At 48.6% G+C, this 1,464-nt stretch carries 2 protein-coding genes; one reads left to right on the top strand and one right to left on the bottom strand.

Annotated elements, in window-relative coordinates:
* Positions 1–490: sigma-70 family RNA polymerase sigma factor family protein (locus tag QMZ29_RS23275; RefSeq protein ID WP_502950685.1), on the top strand; the 490-nt coding region annotated here is incomplete at its 5' end.
* Positions 491–539: 49 nt separating this feature from the next.
* On the opposite strand, the gene QMZ29_RS23270 is transcribed toward QMZ29_RS23275, so the two are convergent.
* A complete protein-coding gene (locus QMZ29_RS23270; RefSeq protein ID WP_261423724.1) occupies positions 540–1,313 on the bottom strand; it encodes an ankyrin repeat domain-containing protein in 774 nt (257 codons plus the stop codon).
* Between the last annotated feature and the right edge of the window lie 151 nt (positions 1,314–1,464).

The raw sequence follows: 1,464 nt of genomic DNA, 5'->3' as shown, positions 1-1,464 counted from the left end.
GGATCTCGCCATGACATTAGGTGGAGAAGAAACGGCATGTCGTAAACTGGTGTCACGCGCGCGCGAAAAAGTTGGCCGCCCGGAGGAGCGCAACACCCAGCCCACAGAGCGGCAGGAGGCATTGCTGATCGCTTTCAAAACGGCGGTGGAAACGGCAGATATCGAACCGCTTTCGACCCTGTTGTCCGAAGACGTTAAGCTCAGTGCGGACGGCGGCGGCAAAGTGCCCGCCAACCTGGCTGAACTCGTCGGCAAACGTGACGTACTCGAGTTTATCGGCGGTAAATTGCCCGTATTTTGGCGAGCCTATCTCTGGCAACACGCGCTCATCAATGGCGTGCCGGGCGCCTTGCTATCCGAACAAGGCCGTATTACGGCGTCTGTCAGTCTCAGCTTGAATGCCGAAGGCCGACTGGCTCAGGTATTTATCGTGCGCAACCCAAGCAAACTTTCGCAACTCGACCGTCTGTGGACAATGCCTCTGCGGTAAGAACACCTTTACAACATGTGCCCAGTTTCCGGTAATACAGCGAGACGGCTTATTTACTGACAGGGAGAGGTGGCCATTTCCCACCACGCTTAATTAGCTCGTCTTTGATGCGCTCAAGAGACGCTTTCGCCTCACTGCCGTCCGGACTCCTATTAATCAGCCGTTGTAGTTGATTACCCATCGTCCAACCCGAGTTGCCTCTTATATCGCTATCGGCGCCTTTTTCTAATAAAAGAATGACGTGGTCATAGGAGTGATAGTCTAAAGCATCGATGAGCAGCGTATCACCCAGTGAATTTCTTATATTTATATCAGCACCATGCTCCAACATGACCTCTAATGTTTCTGTGTTTTTTGCAAAGATACTATTAAATATAATGGGTTGATTATGAACCTTATCCCTGGCATTTGGAGAAAGTCCGCCCTCTAACATAGCCTGTATCCAGATGCCTTTATCCGCTTTCATAACAAATTCAGCGGGGCTGCCTGGTGCGTTAGGCTGAGGTTGTAATGGCTCAGCCCCCGCCTTGACTAAATCTGTAATGATCTTGAGCCGCTCTGGCGTATTCTTGTCAAAGATGGCGTTGTTTATCGCCCAGAATAGCAACGTCATCTCCACCTTGGCCGGTCGATTTAACGTTTCTTTGCTTACCGTCGGTAAAACCTTATCCAGCTTTTGCCTGTCACCCTCGTAGATGATGTTGGCGATGTCCAGCTGCGTCCCTTCAAAATAATCCTGTGGTTGTAGCTCCCTACCTTGTTCGCATCCCTGCATCACACAGATAGATAGCACCACGGTGATCATCAGAATAATGTGCTTCATGCTCATACCCACCCACGTCAAACCCCCGTCATTTCACCCAGCTAAGAGTCGACTAATTCACAATATTTATATTATCTTTAATTTTAATTAATTTTTTTATATAAGAATTATTTTTGTCTCCCTCGGCTATTTCCGCAGAAATCAAAGAAAT

The sequence above is a fragment of the Serratia sp. PF-27 genome, from assembly GCF_030053255.1.
GTDB classification, from domain to species: Bacteria; Pseudomonadota; Gammaproteobacteria; order Enterobacterales; family Enterobacteriaceae; genus Serratia; species Serratia bockelmannii.
Note: the sequence above shows the minus strand (reverse complement) of the source record. Positions and strands in the feature narration are given on the sequence as shown.

Bases quoted from the DNA above. Each gene is read 5' to 3' on its own strand.
- QMZ29_RS23270 (WP_261423724.1), bottom strand. From the start codon at position 1,313: ATGAAGCACATTATTCTGATGATCACCGTGGTGCTATCTATCTGTGTG.